This is a genomic window from Bacillus sp. 1A (genome assembly GCF_052682215.1).
The window spans coordinates 4199850-4218413 of record NZ_JBQYLZ010000001.1 but is presented as its reverse complement, the minus strand read 5'-3'; the positions used below and the strand labels follow the sequence as shown (position 1 = coordinate 4218413).

The window sequence follows — 18564 nt, the reverse complement described above, 5'->3', positions numbered from 1 at the left end:
TATAGAGAAAGCTATGTATATGGTTAGAAAGAATACTATATAGTTATGTTAATTTCGTTGTAAGAGACTGAATCCCTGCTAATAATTAGGGATTAATTAAGAATTAATGTATAGAAAACGCTGTAATATGAGGATGAGGGGGAGTATATAAATGATTTTTCGTGAAAAGAGTGAGAATGAAAGTATATTAATTCGTCAACATGATCATGGTTTTTTAGCTGGAGAGATTGCAAAGCATATAAAAGAAGATTTTTTTGAAGATGAAACATACTTAAAAGAGACAATTAATGCAATATATGAGCATGATAGAGGATGGATAGAACTTGATAAAGTACCAATTTTGAATGATGCTAAAAATATTCCATATACATTTATGGATTGTCCAAGTTCATTGCGCTTTGTTTTTTATACGATTGGTTTGAATGAAATTGAAGATTCGAATCCATACGGAGCATTACTTTGTAGTAAACATTTTTTATCATTTCCATTAAATGATGAAGATGAAGAGATGCTTTCATTTTATACAGGGGAATTGGAACGACAAAAAAGAATATTGAAAACGTTAACAAAAGAACAATTTGCGATGTTCGATAAACATTATAGGTTATTAAAGTTTTGCGATGAACTTTCTTTATATGTGTGTATGAATAAACCTGGTGCAGAAAAGGAAGATGAAATTGATTTGTTTAAAGATGGTTTTGAAGGAACAGAAATGTTTAATAGTAAGGTGGAGAAACCTATTCAAGCTGAATGGGTGGACGAGGAAACAATTCGGATTACACCGTTTCCATTTCAAACGGAATTTCATACGTATGTAAAATATAAAACAATAAATAAACGTGAAATTGAAGAAAAAGGAATTGTAAAGGCTGATAGAGAATCAGAAATGAAGAAACAAACCATTCGTTTCATACAATAAGGAGGCGATTTCGATTGAAAGAGTACATGTTAAAACAGGTGGATTACCATGCTTGGGCTAATATACGGTTATTCAATCGACTAAAAGAATTACCAAGCTATGAGACTATTTTTAATGAACAGATACAGAGTGTATTTCCATCAATTAAGGATACTTTTACGCATATTTATATTACAGACCAAGTGTGGTTACACATATTGCATGGTAAAAGTATGAATGAAGCAATACAAGACCGAGAAAATTTACGAAAACAAATCGAAACTAAATCGTTACATGAATTAGAAAAAATGTTTGAAAACATGGCAAATCAATATAAAGACTTTTTAATTGCAATACAAGACGTGAATGCTGTATTGGTTATCGAGAATCCATATGCAGGGAAATTAGAAACTTCAATTTTAGAGTTAGTACAACATGTCGTAAATCATGGTACATATCATAGAGGAAATATAACAGCGATGATCCGTCAACTTGGTCATTCGTCGACAATGATGGATTTTGTACTGTATTTACATATGGTGCAGAAGGAGGGGGAGTAATATAGTTTGTAAGAAGGAGAGCCTTTAATTGTAAAAGTCTCTCCTTCTATTTTATCCCGCACTAATGGCAGATCACTGATTAAAGTTTTACATTATTTCTTAAGAGGCTTTATTTTCTTGTAATTGTTTAGCATATTGTATAGCTTTATATGCATTGACTCTACCATTTTTCCAATACGTACCTGTACCACTAATTTTATCAGACGTTGACTCAATAATTTGGCGGATTTGTGTATTGCTATATCCTTGATTTGCTAAAAGAGCAGCGACTCCTGCAACATGAGGTGTTGCCATAGATGTACCACTTAATGATTGATACGTGCTTCCTTTATATGTGGAATATATATTTGAACCTGGTGCTGCAACATCTACCCAGTTACCATAAGTAGAAAATGAAGATTTTCTATCTGATTGATCTGTAGAAGTAACTGCAATCACCTCGTTGTAATAAGCAGGATAATTAGCTTTTGTATTTCCAGCATTTCCAGCAGCTGAAACAATAACAGAGCCTTTATTCCATGCATATTGAACGGCTTGTTGTAAAGCAGTCCCACCATTTGGAGCGCCTAAGCTTAAGCTAATTACTTTTGCACCTGAATCAGCAGCTTCTCTAATCCCTTGCGCTACAGCATCAAGAGTACCACTTCCTTGATTATCTAATACGCGGACGGCATAAATTGAAGTTTGTGGGGCAACACCAGCAATTCCAACACTATTATTCGTAAGTGCTCCAGTAATTCCAGCGCAATGCGTACCATGACCATTACCATCATCAGATGTATTGTCGTTGTCAACATAATCATGTCCGTAAATTACTTTCGAAGCTAAATCAGGGTGTGAGCCTTGAACTCCTGTATCAATAATAGCTACTTTTACACCAGGATCACTTCGTTGACTATCCCAAGCTTGTGGAGCTTGAATTTTTTGCAATCCATATTGATTTTTAAAATATGGGTCGTTCGGAGTCCAAAAGGCGTGAACGTAATAATTCGGTTCTGCATATTCCACATCTGGATTATTTTTATAACTTTTTATTTTTTCTTTGACAGTACCTTTTGAAAATTGAACGACTTCAAAACCTAACGTATCATCTTTAGATAAAACGTTAGCACCGACAGATTTGTGAAAAGATTGAACATTACTTAAAGAGGCATTTTGTTTGAACTTAACGATTAATTGGTTAGGGACGTAATCAGTAGATGATGTTTCAGCACTTGAAGTATTTGTGTTAAAAAAGAAACCACCAATAATAAATGATAAAACAGATAGGAAAACAATGATTTTGTTTTTCAAAAGATTTTTCCTCCCTTTTCTTGGATGAGTTTTTCGGCGACACTTTAATGTCACATTCCTTTTCAACTATATAGTTAGACCATACGATTTATGTCATTTATGTGAAAAACTTTTAGTGGAATAAAAAAAGGGAAAGATCGATATAAATATATTTTTAATGACATTTACTGAGTTAGAAAACGAAAAAAGGAATGCTCATTATGTATGAGTCATTCCTTTTTTTATATTAACTTGCCTGTTTTTTATGACTTTCTTTCAATTTCTCTGCTTGTAAAAAGCGATTCGTTTCAGCAACAACAATACCACTTAACCCAATAAGGCCAATTAAGTTTGGAATCGCCATAAGTCCATTTGCAATATCAGCAAATGTCCATACGATACCTAGTTTTAAATTAGCCCCAATAGCAATCATGACGATAAAGATCGCTTTATAATATTTAACAGCACCTTGTCCAAATAAATAAGCCACGCACTTCTCGCCGTAATACGACCATCCTAAAATAGTAGAGTAGGCAAATAATATAATTGCGATACCAAGAATCATACTACCAGCAGTGCCAAATACAGATTGGAACGCAAGTGTTGTCGCTTCAACGCCAGTTTTACCTGATTTCCATGCACCTGTAATAATTAATACTAGCCCTGTAATGGTACATACAATAAACGTATCTAGAAAAGTACCAGTCATAGAAACTAAAGCTTGCTTTGCAGGTGAATCAGTTTTTGCGGCAGCTGCAGCAATAGGGGCACTCCCTAAACCAGCTTCGTTTGCAAATACACCGCGCGCCATTCCGATTTGAATTGCAGATGCAATTGTTGCGCCAATAAAACCACCAGCAGCTGCAGTCCCATTGAATGCGCCAGAAAAAATAAGTGAGAATGCTTCTGGAATTTGATCGTAGTGATAGAAAATAATAATAAGCCCAGCAATGATATAAAAGAAAGCTTTAATAGGAACGATATATCCTGTCACTTTCCCGATTTTTTTCACACCGCCTAAAATAACAATGGCGATTAAAAACGACATGAATATACCAGTTAAAGCAGGAGGAAAAGAGAAATTAATTCGCATTGCCTCTGCAACTGAGTTAGATTGCACCATATTACCGATACCGAAAGAAGCAGTTGTGCCGAATATAGCGAATAAAACAGCAAGCCATTTCTTACCTAAACCACGTTCTAAATAGTACATTGGTCCACCTGAATATTCACCATTTTCATTACTAACACGGTATTTCACCGCAAGAATTGCTTCGGCATACTTTGTTGCCATACCGAACAAAGCAGTAATCCACATCCAAAAGATTGCACCGGGTCCACCGATCGTTACTGCAGTTGCAACACCGGCTATATTTCCCATACCAATTGTTGCCGCCATAGCTGTCATAAGTGCTTGGAAGTGGCTAATATCTCCAGAGGAAGATGTATCTTCTGATTTTTTAAAAGCTAGTTTGTGAGCGTATAATAGTTTACTAAACTGTAATCCTTTTAAACGCACTGTGAGAATGATACCAGTACCAACGAGTAACAACAACGTTGGTAATCCCCACACATAGTGATTGATTTGTTCTAATACTGTACTTACTGTCTCCATCTGTATTCTCCTTTTTATGAAAAAATAAAAACCATTTCAAGTAAATGAAATGGTCTCTGGAGAAACAAGGGATAGAAAAATAAACCGATACAAATCGGCATTTTCTTTCGCTTGTCTCTGTCCTTTTACCTGAGAGATTATCCGCTATAGTAGCGGATTTGCTCCTTCGGTGCTCTTTTTCCTCCGCGCTATATAAAAGCGAGAGGGAGTCTCTCCAGAGATTCGTCCCCATGCAGTTCTACTTGTAAACAAGACCTGAGAGTTTCAAAGTTGATTCAGCAACTTTTTGCCCCGTCGGTAGATCAATAGACCTTCTCCTGAATGGTTCATCCGAATTATAAAATTTATAAAAATATTGATTGTAAATCAATAAAAACATTATAGACAGACAAAATATGAATTGCAATCTTTTTTTATTTTAAAATAGTAACCAGTTTTATTTTTTTGCAAGTCCTAATTTAACTTCAACTTCATTTAACGTAGATAAAGCGAGAACAATATGTTGGTCCGCAAGTCCTAAAGCATGTTTAGTATTTTCAATTGTTTCATTGGATGGAGTAGAGTTACTTGCTCCGTCTATAATTAAATCTGCTGCGTTTTTCATAAATTTAGAAGCAGTCTTAAACTCAGTTGTGAAATAAATTAGTTGTTCTTGTATTTGTACTTCCGATATATTTTCTTTAATTTTCACAGTGTCTATTTCGTTCATAATTTTTTCATATTGTTTGGAAATAGCATTCATTGTGACTAATAGTTTATCTCTGTCTACTGAATCTCCGTTCGTGTTAATTTCTTCCCAGGCAGGCAACCAATCTTTTTCGATGATGTCATTATAATTTGTAGTTAATTCATCAATTTTTGGTTGAAATTTAGTTTTAAAAGTTTTTGTATCGATTGTTTCTACGGTAGTTTTTTCGTTATTATTTTTTTCCTTAGTTGTGTAGAAAATCGTACAGGCAATAATAAAAATAGAAATAACAATTGTCCATTTATTAAAAAATAAGTTCTTCAATGGGTAATACCTCCAAAAATAAGTATCTTATAATTATAATATATAACAATAATATTGTTAATAATAGAGAATATAGTCTGGAATTAATTTTAATTATATTTTTTACATACACAAATAATCAAGATTAGTAAAATAATGAAAGTAATATGTGAGAAAAGAGGGTTTTTAGTGAAAATGAATAGAAGAAAACTAGTTTCAAATATTTCAACGGTTGTGTTATTAGTTGGTTTATTTACACTTATATATGTAGACAAAGAATCTAAAATTGAAGATTTTCCAGTACCAATGTCAGCAATTCATATTAACGATGATAAGGAAGAGGAGTATAAATATATAAGTGTAATGCCTATTACAAAGGCTAGTGGATGGGAGAACTTAGGGGGAAACGGACATACTGTTAGTTTTAAAAAAGGGGAGCGGAAGGTAACTGTATTACATTATCCGGGAGAAATTACGTATTATTTATTTGAGCAAAAGATGAATAAGAGAGATAAGCTAAAGTTGTAATTCGTTAAGAGTTACATCTTTTCTTTTGATTCTGAATTATTTGAAATAAAATCAGATAGATGGTTTGATAGATGTAGTGATAAATATGATTAGTTCTCTATGCACATAAAGAGTGCTGAAGAGATCATAAAAACATTATGTAAACTAAAAATATAAGTGGAAGATAAATTATATCCTAAGGGGGAGTTAAAAATGTTACTAAAAACAATCTACTGTAAAGTGGAAGAAGAGAAAAAAGAGTTATTTTCAAAAGCACAAGAAAAATGGCAAGCTATACAGCATCTAGATGGATTTCATGGGCAATTTGGTGGATGGTATGAGGATGAGGCATGTGTATTTACTTTATGGGAAGATAGAAGTGCGTATCAATCATTTATGAATAGTGCACACGATACCATTTATTTAAATAGTAATCAAGAGGATACGTTTCTTTCATGTGAAATTGAATTGTTTCAAACGTTGTATGATATAACTGATATGCCTTTGAAAGACGTTGTTACAGATGGGTCATTTGTAAGAGTTGCAATTTGTGATGTAAAACAACAGAGAGAAAAGCAGTTTTTACATAAACAAGAAACAATTTGGAATAAAGGGATGGAAAATGCAAAAGGGATGTTAGGTGGAGTTGTTGGGAAGTCTTTAAAAAATGAAAATTGTTACATAGAGTTAACTTATTGGAAAGATGAAATGGCGCATCAAAATTATGTAGAAGAGATTTTCCCAGAGTTGTATAAACTAGCTAATATTCATGAGGATTTAAAAGATATAAGAGGTAAACAAGCTATATGTAAGGAAGAGTGGCTTGTATATTAAGTGTACAAAACGTGCATAAATGAATGTATAATAAAGATATTTTCTTATAAACGAGTAATTAATAGAAGACGTTATATACCCTTTCATGTTAATATATTTAAGTTATAATAGAAGGCTTACCCTTTTGTATTGTACGGTAGAAGCAGTGTGAGCTTGAATTTTTTTGAAAAGGATGTGCCTAATTTGCGTATCAATAAATTTATTAGTGAAGCTGGAAAAGCGTCTCGACGTGGAGCAGATAAACTAATTAATGAGAGAAGAGTAATTATTAACGGTAAGGTTGCAAAAATTGGTGACCAAGTAAATCCAGGTGATGATGTACGTGTAAATGGAGAGCAACTTCGTATTGCTCGAGATCACGTATATATCGCTTTAAATAAACCAGTAGGTATTACATGTACGAGTGAAAAAGCTGTAAAAGGTAATATTATCGATTTAGTGAATCATCCATTACGAATTAGTCACATTGGACGTCTTGATAAAGACTCAGACGGTTTAATTTTATTAACGAATGATGGTGATATTGTAAATGAAATTTTACGTGCTGAAAACAAACATGAAAAAGAATATATCGTTTCAGTAGATAAGCCAATTACACCTGATTTTCTAGAGAAAATGGCAGCTGGTGTGAAAATTTTAGGAACGAAAACGCTTCCTTGTGAGGTAACACAGTTATCAAAATATGAATTCCAAATTATTTTAACTCAAGGATTGAATCGTCAAATTCGTCGTATGTGTGAGGCTTTAGGTTATCAAGTATACACTTTAAAGCGTACAAGAATTATGAATATAGAATTAAATAATTTACCTGTTGGACAGTGGAGAGATTTATCGAAGAAAGAGAAACGACGTCTATTTTCAGACTTAAATTACGAACCACAAGATTGGTAAAATTGAGAAGAGGAAACCAAAAATCTATTTTTGGTTTCTTTTTTTATTTAATAAAAAATCATTTTTAAACACTTGCAAAAATAAAATGAATAAGATATAGTAAATAACAATTAATGGATGTACTTTTAAAAGCAAAGAAAAGGACACGAGTTATTTTATCCGGTTATACAGAGAAGGAAGGAAAGCTGAGAACTTCCTAACGCAGAAAAATAACTTACCACCTTAGAGCTGCACTGGGGAAACTAAGTATCTAGTGCCGTGTAAGCGACGTTATCGCAAAAGAAGCCATTATGTTTTTTGTGATGGGAATCTGGGTGGAACCACGGATATAAGCATATTCGTCCCTATTTTAGGGATGAATATGCTTTTTTGTATTCAATTTCATAATAAGCGAAGAAAAGGACACGAGTTATTTTATCCGGTTATACAGAGAAGGAAGGAAAGCTGAGAACTTCCTAACGCAGAAAAATAACTTACCACCTTAGAGCTGCACTGGGGAAATTAAGTATCTAGTGCCGTGTAAACGACGTTACCGTAAAAGAAGCCATTGTATATTTACAATGGGAATCTGGGTGGAACCACGGGTAAAAGCACGCTCGTCCCTATTTTAGGGATGAGTGTGCTTTTTATTATGAAATGGAGAGATGAAAAATGAAAGAACAGATGATTGAAATGAAATTTCCGGATGGAAGCGTTAAAGAATTTGTAAAAGGAATTACTTTAGAAGAAATTGCGGGATCCATTAGCAGTCGTTTAAAAAAGAAAGCAGTCGCAGGGAAAGTAAATGATCAGTTATATGATTTACGCCGAAATATTGAAGGAAATGCGGAAGTAGAAATCGTTACTATAGATTCAAATGAAGGGGTAGAAATTGCAAGACACTCTGCGGCACATATTTTAGCGCAAGCTGTAAAGAGAATGCATGGTAATGTAAACCTTGGTGTAGGACCTGTTATTGAAAATGGATTTTATTATGATATGGATCTTCCGAGTAGTGTAAACGTAGAAGATTTACCGGAAATCGAAAAAGAAATGAAAAAAATTATAAATGAAAATATAAAAATAGAGCGAGTTGAGGTTTCACGAGAAGAGGCAAAAAAACTGTTTCAAGAAATGAATGATCACCTGAAATTAGAATTGTTAGAAGCAATTCCTAGTGGGGAAAGTGTAACACTATATAAACAAGGTGAATTTGTAGACTTATGTAGAGGACCTCATTTACCGTCAACAGGCTATTTGAAAGCATTCCAATTAACTCACGTTTCTGGTGCATATTGGCGAGGTGATAGTAACAATCAAGTGCTTCAGCGTATATATGGTGTTGCGTTCTCTTCTCAAAAAGAATTAGAAGATTATTTACATTTCGTTGAAGAAGCAGCAAAAAGAAATCATCGTAAATTAGGTAGTGAGCTGGAGTTATTTATGTTTTCTGAAGAGGCTCCGGGAATGCCATTTTATTTACCGAAAGGACAAATTATTCGTAATGAATTAGAAGCATTTTTAAGAGAAATTCAAAAAGAGTATAAGTATCAAGAAGTACGTACTCCGTTTATGATGAACCAAGAATTATGGGAGAAATCAGGACACTGGGGACATTACAAAGACAACATGTATTTCTCTGAAGTAGACAATAAAAGTTTCGCATTAAAACCAATGAACTGCCCAGGACATATGTTAATGTTCAAAAATAAATTACACTCTTATCGCGAATTGCCAATTCGTATGTGTGAGTTCGGTCAAGTACACCGACACGAATTTAGCGGGGCATTAAATGGATTATTAAGAGTACGTACTTTCTGCCAAGATGATGCTCATTTATTTGTAACTCCAGAACAAATTGAAGATGAAATTAAATCTGTAATGGCGCAAATTGATTACGTTTATAAAACTTTTGGATTCGAATATGAAGTAGAGCTTTCTACTCGTCCAGAAGATTCAATGGGTGATGATAAGTTGTGGGAGCAAGCAGAAGAGGCATTAGAAAATGTATTACATTCATTGAATTATAAATATAGACTAAATGAAGGTGACGGTGCATTTTATGGACCGAAAATCGACTTCCATATTAAAGACGCTTTAAATAGAAGTCATCAGTGCGGGACAATCCAACTAGATTTCCAAATGCCAGAGAAGTTTGATTTAAATTATATAGATGAGAAGAATGAAAAGAGAAGACCAGTTGTCATTCACAGAGCAGTTTTAGGATCGTTAGACCGTTTCTTAGCGATATTAATTGAGCACTTTGGAGGCTCGTTCCCGGCATGGGTGGCACCGGTTCAAGTGAAGGTCATTCCAGTTTCGAATGCAGTCCATGTACAATACGCAGATGAGATTGCGGATAAATTAGCACAAGCTGGCATTCGTGTGGAAAGAGATGTACGAGATGAAAAGTTAGGATATAAAATAAGAGAAGCACAAATGCAAAAAGTTCCTTATGTTCTTGTTATTGGGGATAAGGAAATGGAGAACGGATCTGTAAATGTACGTAAATACGGTGAAGACCAGTCAGAAGTTATTGAACTAAATGGGTTTGTGGAGAGTATAAAAGAGGAAATAAAAAATAAGAAATAGAGATTGATAATAAAATACACCATTAACATGTATTACTGAATTTAAACTCATTAAAGAACCATAATAAATGATGAAGGGATAGCTTAATCGCTATCCCTTCATCATTTATTGCCATATACTTCACTTCATACCGTTAAATCATTTTCTGATTTTATATTAATGGCTTCTTGTAAGAGCTTTTGGAGAACTGCAGCAAAAACAGCAATCACGATAGAGGAGAAAATAATGATCAATCCAATTGGTATAAAACTTGGAGGATCAATTTTTTTTGCCATAAGATAGTAAAGTGGCATACCTAGTATGTATATGGTACCGATAGTGAGGGCACAGTATTTTATATTTTTTAAAGCCTTTACTGATAATACCGAGAACGCTTTGTTCTTATCAATATAACTTAAAAGTTTAAAAACTTGATACAGAGCGAAGTAAAAAGGTATCGTCGCTACGTACATATCGATTAAAACGAGAGATTTCATATAAGCAATAGCTGGATACAATTCTCCAGCGAAATTCCCGATTTTAGGAACTAAAAATATGCACAATGCAAGTACTACTATACCTATAAAAACAATAGCTAGTTTTAAAAAGAGTGTTGTAACTTGTTTCATAAAAAGCACCTCGTTTATTTAATGACAACATGATTTTATCATATGATTTATCGTTTTAAAATAAAATTATATTGTTTTTTTAACTTATTATTATTGTTATTTATGTATCCTATTAATTTTGATAAAAATAAAAAACTTGCTCATTACAAATGAATCCACCTTATGAAATGGTCTGTAATATTTTTCACCTTACAAAAATGTAAGGTAAATGTAAGCGAAATCGAAGGAACGAGTTTTAGAAAAGTGAGAATATGGAATAGGAAAAAGGTTTACGTAACTCGTGTAATCCTTTCTGATTGAAAAATTTAAAAATTATTAAGGATTTACATGAGAAAAAGATAAGAAATATGTGAGAAATTAATTTTATACAAAAGGGATGGAGTGAAAGAGATGTCAACAAATGTAGTTACTGTAGAAAGTGTAGAAAAAACGTATGGGAAAAGAAATGAGAATCAGTCAAAAGCGTTAAGAGGCGTGTCATTAAGTATTAAAGAAGGAGAATTCGTCGGGATTATGGGTCCTTCTGGATCTGGCAAAACGACACTACTTAATGTGATTAGTACATTGGATCAAGCAACGGGTGGCAGTGTGACAATAGCTGGTACAAATATTACTTCTATGAAGGGGAATGCATTATCTGATTTTCGATCTCAAAAATTAGGATTCATTTTTCAAGATTTTAACTTACTTGAAAACTTATCAATTTATGAAAATATCGCTTTACCACTTTCTCTGCAAGGCGTACCTTCAAGTGAGATTACGGGGAAGGTAAATGAGGTTGCAAAGAAATTAGGGATTACTGAAATTTTAACGAAATATCCAACTGCTGTTTCTGGTGGACAAAAGCAAAGAACGGCGGCAGCACGAGCTTTAGTACATAATCCAGCAATCGTATTAGCAGATGAACCGACTGGTGCGCTTGATAGTAAAAATGCAAAAAGCTTATTAGAAGCGATGCAAGATTTACATGAAAATCACAATGTAAGTATTTTGATGGTTACACACGATGCGTTTAGTGCGAGTTATTGTGAGCGTATTTTATTTATTCAAGACGGTCTTCTTTATAAAGAGTTAAAGCGTCAAGGAACACGAGAAAATTTCTATCAAGACATTTTAGGTGTGCTCGCTCATATGGGCTCAGCTGCTGAGTCTAAGTAGGGGGCGAGACTATGTTATTCAAATTATCACGTCATAGTATGAAAAAGATGTTAAAAGATTATATGGTTTTACTTATTGGTCTCGTTATTAGTATTAGTATTTTCTACATGTTCCAAACGATGGCTATGAATAGTGAATTTACGAAAGATAATAGTCTTATTAGTAGTATTAGACTCGTATTCTGGGTAGGTGCCATACTATTATCGTTCATTACTGTATTTTATATTATATATGCCAATTCTTTCTTACTCACATTAAGAAGAAAAGAACTCGGTATGTACATGATGCTCGGTGCGAAAAAGAAAAAAGTAGCACAGTTATTATTTATTGAAACATTCGGTATGGGGATTGTCAGTATTATTATCGGGATCTTAGTAGGGATGTTGCTTGCGAGTGTAGCAGGAAACTTTTTAATGAATGGTATGGAAATTTCAGCGAAAGGTAGTTATTCATCTGTATATACACCAGCAATCTTAGTTACAGCTATTTTCTTCTTAATACTATTTTTTATTACTGGTTTAATGAATAGCATCCGGTTATTACGTAAAACAGAATTGGAGTTAATTCGTGAAGATGAAACACTGGATGAAGTGAAGAAAAGTAAAACTCGCATTATTATAATGACTGTACTTGGTGTATTACTAGTAAGTACAGGATACTATTTTATGGTAAATATAAAAATGTTTGCTGAAATCGGTTTTATAATAGCGACAATCGTTACAACACTTGGAACATATTTCATCTTTAGTTCATTGCTCCCATTTTTTGTGATGAAAATTAAAGGGAATAAAAAACGAAATGAAACAGGCTTAAATAGTTTTACATATGCACAGCTACGCTTTAGAGTAAATAGTTTATCGAGAGTATTAGGTACAGTAGCGATGTTAATTGCATTAGGTGCAGGAGCAATGACGGCAGGTATGGCATTTCAAAAAAATGTAGGTATTATGACAGACTTCTCACGTGTATATGATGTTGTAATTCATGATCCAAATGATCAAGATAAAGCGGCATTAAAAGAAATGGAAATTGTTGAAGAAAGCAAGTATAAGTATAAAGTAGATGGAGAAGCGGTTTATTATTTACGTAACGACTTAACTGCGAAACCACCACTTGTTTCCGATCACTTTGATACAAAAACTTTAAAAGAGCCGGCTCGTAAACGTGTGGCTGAACCTTTAACTGAACCTGTTTATTCTGCTTTGGAAGCTCCCGAAGCAGCCAATAAACTTCCTCGTATGCCAAGGGATTGGGAAGATGCGGTTGTAAGAGAAATACAAATTACACATAATCAATTTAACGGAAAACCTGTAAGAATTGCTGATGAAGAACACTACAAAGCAGTTCAAGGAACGGAACATAGTGTAACATTAGCAAAAGTAGATGATATGAAAAAATATAAACCGTTGTTAATTGAAATAGACAAGAGACAAAAAGAACAAATTGAAAAAACAACAGGTGCAAAAGTAGACTTATTTACGAAAATGACAATTTATCAGTTTATGAACAGTTTCATGAGCGGAACAATGTTTATGGGGTTTTTCCTCGGGATTGCCTTTTTAGCGATGATGGCAAGTTCTCTTATGTTCAAAATTTTAACAGGTGCTTCTCGTGACGTACGCCGTTATGAAATGTTACGAAAAATCGGTGTGAGACGTAGTATGTTAACAAAAAGTATATATAAAGAAATTTCATATTTATTTATCTTCCCAGCGATTATTGGAATTTCCCACGTGTTAGTAGGGCTTAACTTATTTAGCTTTATATTAGTTGACCCGTTTGTGAAAGTGTGGGTGCCAATAGGGATTTTCTTAGTCATTTATTTCATCTATTACTGGATAACTGTCCAACTTTATAAAGGTATGGTTATGCCGAAAGAAGAAGTAGCGAAATAGTTAAAAAAAAAGTCTTTGTTTTGAAAACAAGGGCTTTTTTCTATATTTCTAATACTTGTGATCGAGTCTTTCTATGGAAAAGTATTGAAAATTAAGAAAATATTAAGAGTTTATATAGCGGAAAGTTAAGAAGTGTATGGGATATTAAGTATGTGCAAAAGAGCAAGATGAAATTGCAGAGAGAAATTGTTATATATTCATATTATTTTGAGGGAGTTTTACAGAATTAAATTGATGTTTTTATAAATTTAAAAGAAAGGAGACTACTTATGAAGAAGATAAAAAAATTAATAAAACTTATTGGTGCCATCACTACACTATTATTAATCGTAGCACTAATATTTCCTACATGGACTTCGCAAATAAAGGGGAAGAACAGTATAAGTATATTAGAGCAAGTAGAGGTAAATGGAGGTGGTCATGAAATTATGATACGCGGAAAAGATAAGAACAATCCGGTTATTATTTTTGTACATGGTGGACCAGGTACTTCGGAAATACCATATGCTCAAAAATACCAAAACTTATTAGAAGAGAAATTCACAGTTGTTAATTACGATCAAAGAGCGAGCGGGAAGTCGTATCATTTCTTTGAAGATTATTCGAATCTTACATCAGATCTTCTTGTAGAAGATTTATTAGCTATGACAGATTATATTTCAAAACGTCTTGGTAAAGAAAAATTTATATTGGTTGGTCATTCTTACGGTACATATATCGGAATGCAAGCTGCTAATAAAGCTCCTGAAAAATATGAAGCATATGTTGGCATAGGGCAGATGAGTGATACAGTAGAAAGTGAAATGGATAGTTTAAACTATGTGATTGAACAGGCACAAAATGCTGGGAATACAGATGAGGTCTCCTATTTAAATGGGTTGACTGAAAAAATTAAAAATGGCGATACATACACTCCGAGAAATTATGTTGCGAAATATGGTGGAACATCAAGACTCATTGAAAATCCAGATGGTGATAACATCGGAATGTTACTCAGTAATGAATATAACTTGTTAGACGTAATTCGTTATAACGTTGGATTATCACATTCTCAAACTGTCTTATTAAAAAAGGATTTAAAGAATCCATTGCCTACTAAGGTGACTAAAATGAAGCTACCGCTTTATTTCCTTATGGGGAAATATGACTATAACACTTCATATCATGCAGCAAAAACATATTTTGATACGATTGAAGCAGGTCAAAAAGAATTTATTACTTTTGAGAAGTCAGCTCATTATCCACAATTTGAAGAGGAAGAAAAATTTTATAATTGGATGTGCGATACATTCATAAAATAATCAAAGTATATCCGAATGTTAGAGAATTAAAAAAGTTAGCGAGACGTAAAAAGATCTTAGCTACATATCATTACGTGAAGCGAAGTTAAATAAAAAGACTCTTGTATAAATGACAAGAGTCTTTTTACAATGTTCTCTATATAGAAGGAAAAGATTGGATAATGGTCGAAAAATATAATATAACTTCCGGGAAATGGCTAAAATAATAAAATTTTGTCGAGAGAAAGGATACGAAGTATGAAAGAAATGCTACAGTTATTTCGCAACAAAGTGTATACACGTTTTTTTCTAGCAAATATTTTAGAGCGACTCGGTTCTATGATTGCTGGAATTTCTTTAATGTTTTATTTGTTAGACCAGTACGGAAAACAACCAGTTTACGCAACGATGACACAAATTATGATGGCATTACCCGCATTAATCTTTTTTCTATTAGTAGGGACAGTAGTGGATCGTTTTGATAGACAACGTATTTGTACGGTAAGCAACATATGTTGTTCGCTCTGTAATATCGGAATTCTAATTTCGCTTTATTACGGAATGATTATACTTGTCTTTATATTTTTGTTTTTGGAAAATGCATGTATACAATTTTTCTCTCCATCAGAACAGTCGATGATACAGGGAGTAGTTGAATCAGACCAATATGGTGCAGCAGCAGGTATGAATCAAATGGTAAATAGTTTATATGCCTTGTTTGGTGTAGGAATTGCAACGATGGTGTATTGGACTTTTGGAATTTACGGGAGCATTTTAGTAAATACGCTCACATTTATTATGAGTGGTATTTTGATTCAAACGATCTCCATTCCAGAAAAAGTTCGTTTGCCAAATGGTAGAACAAAGTGGAAAGAAGTTAATTTGAAGATGTTAATAACAGAGTTTCAAGAAGGGATCAAGTATATATATCAAAATGACACTTTAAAAAAATTACTTTTAGGATTTATCGTATTTGGACTATTAAATGGTATTTTAAGCGTATCCACTACTTACATATTAAAATATAAATTAGCACCAGCAACGTATGAAAGTTTAGCGATGGTGGGCGGTGTAGTTGGAGGAATTTCATTATTAATTGGAAGTATAGTAGCAACAAGTATAGGTAAGAAATATGCACCCAACCCTATTATTGTATTTGGTATGGCGGGCTCAGGGATCTTTTTCGGTATGTGTTACTTTGTTAACTACGTATGGTCTTTTTACGTATGTATCGCTTTTGCGACTTTCTTTTTACCATTTATAAATGTTGCAATAATGGGATGGATGTATGAAATTGTAGAAGAATCATTTATGGGACGCGTTCAAAGTTTACTTAGTCCATTAACGACAGGATTCCAGTTGTTATCTCTTGGCGCGATAGCGATGTTGTTCCCGAAATGGATTCGTGCAGATACGTTGTTTATTATTTTATTTGGTTTATTATTTTTTGTTACGTGTTTATATCAAGCCATTTTACCTAGTGGGAAGAAACGGGTGCAAGGTATAGCTGAAGAGATGTAATATATCTGGTTTTGATTTCTGAATATTCTATCGGATAGTAAGGAGAAATCGTTATGTTGATGCGAATTGTTAAATGGTGTGGGGTTACTTGTTTACAACTAGTAGCTGCTATTTTATGTATAATCTGCCTAGGTGCGCTACCGCGTTTATTTAAGGGATTACAAATGGATTTAATCGGTTTTTGGAACACGATTGTATTTCTTGGAGGAAAGTTACTTCAACCAGGTGAAATTGCATATGGATTTCGGGACTCAAGAAAATTATTTCCGCAAATATGGATTCATTATTTTGAAACGATGATTGTATTTCTCTCAGCGTTTTTACTATCTTTGCTTATAGCGTATTTACTTGTCGTTTGGGTATTGCAACGTTCTCATATAAAGCAGAAAATGTGGAATGGGATTTTCCTTACGCTTGAGAGTATACCGGATATACTACTTATTTTATCATCACAACTTCTTGTCGTAATTCTTTTTCAAAAGACTGGCTTTATGCCAATCAAGCTTTCTGGATTAGGGGAAGAAAGGATACGTTTGTTACCGATTATATGTCTTACAATACCAACAACATTATTATTTATTAAACTGTTGTTATTACGGTTTAAAGAAGAATTAGAGAAAGATTATAGTTTGTTTGCTAAGAGTAAAGGGCTAAGCTTACGGCATATTTTGACACATCATATTTCAAGAAATGTTTTATTGACGACAATTTATTATGCGAAAACAAATATTTTATTTATGCTTTCAAATTTATATATTATCGAATGGATTTTCAATACATATGGAATGTTTGTTTTTGTAAAAGAAAATTCTAAATTAGAAATATTTACAGTGAGTCTAGTTATATTATACGTGCCGCTTTTTATACTATTTCGTATATTACATACGCTTTTACAAAATGTTATAAAGGAGCGTGTGTAACATGTGGCAAGTTGTAAAAAGAGATGTGAGATTTTGGATAGGTATTACTTTTTTGAGTGTACTAATGATTGTTAGTATTGGATATACGGTGTTTTTTGATGGGAATATTCGCGAACTTACGATGATGTATAACGAAAAAGGGGAACTAGAGGCAGCTCCATTTTCACCATCGGGTAAATTTTGGTTTGGAAGTGATGTGAAAGGCCGCGACCTTGTTCAATTAATAATAGAAGGCGCGAAATGGACAGTTGGAGCGAGTATAATTATAGCGATTTTACGAGTTATAGTTGGAGGGGGAATTGGTTTACTTCTTGGTATGTATGGTAAACGTTCTTTTCCGGTTATTTCATCCTTTTTTGATCCTTTTAGTATTGTACCGATGGTTATGATTTCTTATTTTATGTTAAATGAAGTTTTAACGTTTGATAGTGGAGCAGAAGTTGTGCCGTTGTATTTGCGTGTGGCATTTCAAATTATAGTTCTTGTATGTCTTGCTGTACCAACAGTTATGTTGTATGTAGCGCAAGAAGTAAAGCGTATTAAGAAAGAAGAATTTATGTTGGCAGCTACTGTGCTCGGCGGAAGTAAGTGGCATAGGTTGAAGCGCCATATATGGCCGCATATGTTACCATCATTTCTTTTATTAGTAGCTCAACAATTTGTGAGTACTTTATTGCTTCTTTTACACCTTGGTTTGTTGCAATTATTTTTTGGTGGAACAATAACCTTCAGTGGAATGGATCCAGATAGTGTAACAAAAGAATGGACGGGCCTAATTGGTCAAAACTTCCGTCACTTAACTACACATACATGGATTGTACTTATACCAATTGCTTTTTATAGTATGATGATCTTGTCAGGCAATCTAATTAGTAATAGTATGCAAGCTGCGATTAAACTAGGAAATGTAAAAATACCTAAGAGCAAGGATAAAGAAGTAAAGGAAGAGAAACGAGTACAAACACAAACTAATGTGAATGATTTTTCTTTCTATAGAGAGATACAAAAATAAAAAAGATAGCTGAAGACAAATCGTTTTCAGC

16 protein-coding genes, 1 riboswitch and 2 other annotated features are annotated in these 18564 nt (G+C 33.4%); of the genes, 12 read left to right on the top strand and 4 right to left on the bottom strand.

Features of this window, described 5'->3' with window-relative positions; genetic code table 11:
* Positions 1-151: 151 nt before the first annotated feature.
* Positions 152-919, top strand: a complete 768-nt coding sequence (locus ACUN0F_RS21585; RefSeq protein WP_264462971.1) for a DUF3891 family protein — start codon at positions 152-154, stop codon at positions 917-919.
* Between the two features lie 14 nt (positions 920-933).
* Complete coding sequence (locus ACUN0F_RS21580; protein ID WP_445540130.1) at positions 934-1458, top strand: DinB family protein; 525 nt, start codon at positions 934-936, stop codon at positions 1456-1458.
* A gap of 99 nt (positions 1459-1557) precedes the next feature.
* On the opposite strand, the gene ACUN0F_RS21575 is transcribed toward ACUN0F_RS21580, so the two are convergent.
* The 3 genes from ACUN0F_RS21575 to ACUN0F_RS21565 all read right to left on the bottom strand — a co-directional run bounded on the left by ACUN0F_RS21575 (position 1558) and on the right by ACUN0F_RS21565 (position 5357).
* A complete protein-coding gene (locus ACUN0F_RS21575; RefSeq protein ID WP_445540129.1) occupies positions 1558-2751 on the bottom strand; it encodes a S8 family peptidase in 1194 nt (397 codons plus the stop codon).
* A 226-nt stretch (positions 2752-2977) separates the two neighbouring features.
* Positions 2978-4345 carry an alanine/glycine:cation symporter family protein gene (locus ACUN0F_RS21570; RefSeq protein WP_445540128.1) on the bottom strand — a complete coding sequence of 456 codons (1368 nt, stop codon included), beginning with the start codon at positions 4343-4345 and terminating at the stop codon, positions 2978-2980.
* A 107-nt stretch (positions 4346-4452) separates the two neighbouring features.
* Positions 4453-4573: riboswitch (glycine riboswitch) on the bottom strand.
* Between the two features lie 208 nt (positions 4574-4781).
* The gene (locus ACUN0F_RS21565) at positions 4782-5357 is read right to left on the bottom strand and encodes a hypothetical protein (RefSeq protein ID WP_264462974.1); all 576 of its coding nucleotides are present in this window, start codon (positions 5355-5357) and stop codon (positions 4782-4784) included.
* A 132-nt stretch (positions 5358-5489) separates the two neighbouring features.
* On the opposite strand from ACUN0F_RS21565, the gene ACUN0F_RS21560 reads away from it, so the two are divergent.
* The 4 genes from ACUN0F_RS21560 to thrS all read left to right on the top strand — a co-directional run bounded on the left by ACUN0F_RS21560 (position 5490) and on the right by thrS (position 10139).
* Entirely contained in the window at positions 5490-5864 is a 375-nt protein-coding gene (locus tag ACUN0F_RS21560) for a hypothetical protein (protein WP_264462996.1), read from the top strand.
* A gap of 192 nt (positions 5865-6056) precedes the next feature.
* Complete coding sequence (locus ACUN0F_RS21555; protein WP_445540127.1) at positions 6057-6677, top strand: YdbC family protein; 621 nt, start codon at positions 6057-6059, stop codon at positions 6675-6677.
* A gap of 183 nt (positions 6678-6860) precedes the next feature.
* On the top strand, positions 6861-7568 hold the full coding sequence (rluF, locus tag ACUN0F_RS21550; protein ID WP_001222161.1) for a 23S rRNA pseudouridine(2604) synthase RluF: 708 nt from the start codon (positions 6861-6863) through the stop codon (positions 7566-7568).
* Between the two features lie 125 nt (positions 7569-7693).
* Positions 7694-7917, top strand: a binding site (T-box leader).
* A 35-nt stretch (positions 7918-7952) separates the two neighbouring features.
* Positions 7953-8175: a binding site (T-box leader), on the top strand.
* A 44-nt stretch (positions 8176-8219) separates the two neighbouring features.
* Positions 8220-10139: a threonine--tRNA ligase gene (gene thrS, locus ACUN0F_RS21545; protein WP_445540126.1), complete on the top strand. Its 1920-nt coding sequence runs from the start codon at positions 8220-8222 to the stop codon at positions 10137-10139.
* Between the two features lie 125 nt (positions 10140-10264).
* On the opposite strand, the gene ACUN0F_RS21540 is transcribed toward thrS, so the two are convergent.
* The gene (locus ACUN0F_RS21540) at positions 10265-10747 is read right to left on the bottom strand and encodes a DUF2975 domain-containing protein (RefSeq protein ID WP_046959368.1); all 483 of its coding nucleotides are present in this window, start codon (positions 10745-10747) and stop codon (positions 10265-10267) included.
* 390 nt (positions 10748-11137) lie between these two features.
* Here ACUN0F_RS21540 and ACUN0F_RS21535 point away from each other — a divergent pair, with 390 nt between their 5' ends.
* The 6 genes from ACUN0F_RS21535 (at position 11138) to ACUN0F_RS21510 (ending at position 18533) form a co-directional block, all read left to right on the top strand.
* On the top strand, positions 11138-11905 hold the full coding sequence (locus tag ACUN0F_RS21535; protein WP_000106429.1) for an ABC transporter ATP-binding protein: 768 nt from the start codon (positions 11138-11140) through the stop codon (positions 11903-11905).
* Between the two features lie 11 nt (positions 11906-11916).
* Entirely contained in the window at positions 11917-13800 is a 1884-nt protein-coding gene (locus ACUN0F_RS21530) for an FtsX-like permease family protein (protein WP_000897885.1), read from the top strand.
* Between the two features lie 269 nt (positions 13801-14069).
* A complete protein-coding gene (locus ACUN0F_RS21525) occupies positions 14070-15101 on the top strand; it encodes an alpha/beta hydrolase (protein WP_264462977.1) in 1032 nt (343 codons plus the stop codon).
* Between the two features lie 237 nt (positions 15102-15338).
* On the top strand, positions 15339-16601 hold the full coding sequence (locus tag ACUN0F_RS21520) for an MFS transporter (RefSeq protein ID WP_445540125.1): 1263 nt from the start codon (positions 15339-15341) through the stop codon (positions 16599-16601).
* Between the two features lie 53 nt (positions 16602-16654).
* Positions 16655-17521, top strand: coding sequence for an ABC transporter permease subunit (locus ACUN0F_RS21515; RefSeq protein WP_445540124.1), 867 nt, complete (start codon positions 16655-16657; stop codon positions 17519-17521).
* Position 17522: 1 nt separating this feature from the next.
* On the top strand, positions 17523-18533 hold the full coding sequence (locus ACUN0F_RS21510) for an ABC transporter permease subunit (protein WP_264462979.1): 1011 nt from the start codon (positions 17523-17525) through the stop codon (positions 18531-18533).
* Positions 18534-18564: the final 31 nt, after the last annotated feature.

Excerpts from the sequence above, each read along its gene's own strand:
- ACUN0F_RS21520 (WP_445540125.1), top strand. The coding sequence starts at position 15,339 with ATGAAAGAAATGCTACAGTTATTTCGCAACAAAGTGTATACACGTTTT.
- ACUN0F_RS21555 (WP_445540127.1), top strand. The coding sequence starts at position 6,057 with ATGTTACTAAAAACAATCTACTGTAAAGTGGAAGAAGAGAAAAAAGAG.
- ACUN0F_RS21530 (WP_000897885.1), top strand. The coding sequence starts at position 11,917 with ATGTTATTCAAATTATCACGTCATAGTATGAAAAAGATGTTAAAAGAT.
- ACUN0F_RS21540 (WP_046959368.1), bottom strand. The coding sequence starts at position 10,747 with ATGAAACAAGTTACAACACTCTTTTTAAAACTAGCTATTGTTTTTATA.
- ACUN0F_RS21535 (WP_000106429.1), top strand. The coding sequence starts at position 11,138 with ATGTCAACAAATGTAGTTACTGTAGAAAGTGTAGAAAAAACGTATGGG.
- ACUN0F_RS21585 (WP_264462971.1), top strand. The coding sequence starts at position 152 with ATGATTTTTCGTGAAAAGAGTGAGAATGAAAGTATATTAATTCGTCAA.
- ACUN0F_RS21515 (WP_445540124.1), top strand. The coding sequence starts at position 16,655 with ATGTTGATGCGAATTGTTAAATGGTGTGGGGTTACTTGTTTACAACTA.
- thrS (WP_445540126.1), top strand. The coding sequence starts at position 8,220 with ATGAAAGAACAGATGATTGAAATGAAATTTCCGGATGGAAGCGTTAAA.
- ACUN0F_RS21510 (WP_264462979.1), top strand. The coding sequence starts at position 17,523 with ATGTGGCAAGTTGTAAAAAGAGATGTGAGATTTTGGATAGGTATTACT.
- ACUN0F_RS21570 (WP_445540128.1), bottom strand. The coding sequence starts at position 4,345 with ATGGAGACAGTAAGTACAGTATTAGAACAAATCAATCACTATGTGTGG.
- ACUN0F_RS21525 (WP_264462977.1), top strand. The coding sequence starts at position 14,070 with ATGAAGAAGATAAAAAAATTAATAAAACTTATTGGTGCCATCACTACA.